The organism is Micromonospora sp. NPDC005194 (genome assembly GCF_040608335.1).
Lineage (GTDB): Bacteria > Actinomycetota > Actinomycetes > Mycobacteriales > Micromonosporaceae > Micromonospora.
This window is the reverse complement of the sequence record NZ_JBEXIA010000067.1, coordinates 12,677-14,659: the sequence shown is the minus strand read 5'-3', so window position 1 is coordinate 14,659 and position 1,983 is coordinate 12,677. Positions and strand designations below refer to the sequence as shown.

Here is a 1,983-nt window from a genome sequence, read left to right as displayed (position 1 = left end):
CTGGCCGCGTTCCGGGCCGCCCGGGCCGCCGCCCCGGAGCCCGCCGCGGCCCGACGACCACGCAGCCGTCGGCTCACCACCGGCGCGTTGGCCTGGATCGGGGCGCTGGCCGCCACCGCCACCGCGGGCGCCGCGTTCGCCGCGGCCGGCCTGGACCGGGCACCCGACCCGGTCCCGCCGGCGCCGAGCAGCGCGCCACCGACCGCCAGCGATCCCGCGGCGACCGCGGCGACCACGCCGACCGCGCCGAGCCGATCGGCGTCGCCCGGCCCGCCGTCCCCGACCGGCACTCCGACCGTCGGTTCGGCGCCGAACGGTCAGCTGCACGGGCTGTGCCGGGCCTGGCGCGCAGGGAAGCCCGAGAAGCGGGAGAAGAAGTTGCGGACGCCGGCCTTCCAGCGGCTGGTGGAGGCCGCCGGTGGCGTCGCCGCGGTCGAGGAGTACTGCCAGCGACTGGTGCCCGAGGCGAAGCCGTCGGCTCCGGCGCGGTCGTCTGCCCCCGCCGAACCGTCCTTGGCGGGGACGCCGCCCGGATCGGCGAAGACCAAGCCCTCCCACCCGGCCGGGTCGGCCGCGAACTGAGCGTCCGGCCGGCGCGTTCGTTCTGCCGTGCACCGGGAAATTCGTCTGTTAGACAGGGGTTGGTGGCACCGTCGACGCCGCCGACAGTGTCGGTGGCCTGGTTTACGGTGGCACAGTGTTCCGGAGTTGGCGCACGACGAAGGAGGCTGCACCAATGGTGACGTCGCCCGAGCTGGATCGCAGCGCGATCCTGCGTGAGTCCGCGGCCGCAGGCCGACATCTCGCGCGCATCTGCTTCAAGACCGGCCCCCCGACATACACCGGCGTCGAACTGGAATGGACCGTGCACGACGCCGCCGACCCTGCCCGACCGGTCGACCCGGTGCGGCTGCGGGCGGCGCTGGGGCGCCACAGCCCCGTCACGCTGGACCCCACGAGCCCCGCCGAGCCGCTGCGACACGGCGGCACGGTGACCCTCGAACCGGGCGGCCAGTTGGAGATATCCACCCCGCCGCGTTCTTCGACCGGCGCGCTGATCCAGGCCACCGAGGCCGACATCGCCCAGGTCACCGGCCTCCTGGCCGCCGCCGGGCTGACCCTCGGCCGCAGCGGAATCGACCCGCACCGTCGGCCCCGCCCAGTGGTGGACACTCCCCGCTACCGCGCCATGCGTCGCGCCTTCGACCGGCGGGGTCCGGCCGGCCGGACGATGATGTACAGCACCGCCGGTCTGCAGGTCTGCCTCGACATCGGCGAGCCGGACCAGGTCGCGGCGCGCTGGGCGACGGCCCACGCGGTCGGGCCGCCGTTGCTCGCGGCGTTCGCCTCGGCCAGCCGGCACGCCGGGCGGCGCACCGGTTGGGCGTCCGCGCGTATGGCCGCCTGGCTGGCCATCGACCCGGCCCGCACCCGCCCGGTGTGGGTGCCCGGCAACGCCGACGAGGATCCGACGACCACCTGGATCCGGTACGTGCTTGCCGCGCCGCTGCTCTGCCTGCGCCGACGCGGCCCGGACTGGGCCCCGCCGCCGGGTGTCACCTTCGCCGACTGGCTCGACGGCGCGCTGCCCCGTCCGCCCACCACCGACGATCTTGACTACCACGTCAGCACCCTTTTCCCACCCGTGCGCCCGCGCGGCTACCTGGAACTGCGCTATCTCGACGCCCAGCCCGACCGGGACTGGCGTCTCCCGCTGGCGGTGCTGAGCGCGCTGTTCACCGACGCGGGCACCGTGCGCGCGGCGTACACGATCGGCGCGCCGGTGGCGCACCGCTGGTCGGCGGCCGCGCGGCACGGCCTGTCCGACCCGACGCTGGCCGCCGCCGCGGCCGCGCTGCTCGACCTGGCCCTGGCCACACTGCCCCAGCTGGAGCTGCCGGCCGGCACCCACGACGAGGTCCAACGAGGCGTACGACGGCGGCTGGCCGCCGCACAGAGGGGAGACCGGTGAGCGCGAGGAGT

At 75.9% G+C, this 1,983-nt stretch carries 2 protein-coding genes; both read left to right on the top strand.

Annotated features, from left to right (window positions below):
* On the top strand, nt 1–582 hold a 582-nt coding region (locus tag ABZU53_RS30995; protein WP_355069116.1), incomplete at its 5' end, for a hypothetical protein.
* A 154-nt stretch (nt 583–736) separates the two neighbouring features.
* Complete coding sequence (gene egtA, locus ABZU53_RS30990; protein ID WP_354862924.1) at nt 737–1,972, top strand: ergothioneine biosynthesis glutamate--cysteine ligase EgtA; 1,236 nt, start codon at nt 737–739, stop codon at nt 1,970–1,972.
* Nucleotides 1,973–1,983 lie beyond the last annotated feature (11 nt).

Coding starts and splice junctions, on each gene's coding strand:
- egtA (WP_354862924.1), top strand. CDS start 737: ATGGTGACGTCGCCCGAGCTGGATCGCAGCGCGATCCTGCGTGAGTCC.